Source organism: Haemophilus sp. HMSC61B11 (assembly GCF_001838615.1).
Taxonomy (GTDB): domain Bacteria; phylum Pseudomonadota; class Gammaproteobacteria; order Enterobacterales; family Pasteurellaceae; genus Haemophilus_D; species Haemophilus_D parainfluenzae_AD.
In genome coordinates, this window is record NZ_KV837966.1 from 1 (window position 1) to 392 (window position 392).

Annotated in this window: 1 pseudogene; it reads left to right on the forward strand. The window is 35.5% G+C overall.

Features of this window, described 5'->3' with window-relative positions:
* Positions 1-62: 62 nt before the first annotated feature.
* A pseudogene (locus HMPREF3263_RS04150) lies at positions 63-392 on the forward strand (hypothetical protein); the annotation flags it as partial.

Here is a 392-nt window from a genome sequence, read left to right on the forward strand (position 1 = left end):
AAATTCGGGATTCGATTTTTGATGGGTATGCTCGAGGATTTATTCGTTTTGTTTTAGGTGGGATGATGCTTATCAATATATTTAATGGCTTATCCGTTATCCCATTTTATAGTCATTCAGATACAAAAAGAGATTATGAGTGGGCATTTCATAGAGATAAAATGCTTATGGAAGAATATAAATCCTATAAAGAAAGAAGAGAAGAAGGAAATAAATTTCGAGAGGAAAAATTAGAACTAACGCCATATGAAATATATACTGATGGACTAGGTCCTCAATCACCAATAAAAGACTTTATCTTAGACATCATTATGATCCCCTTTTTTGCCTTTGCCTTTTTCCTCCCCCGCCCACGTGGCTTCCGTGTCAACCGCAAAAAACGGGTGATTTAT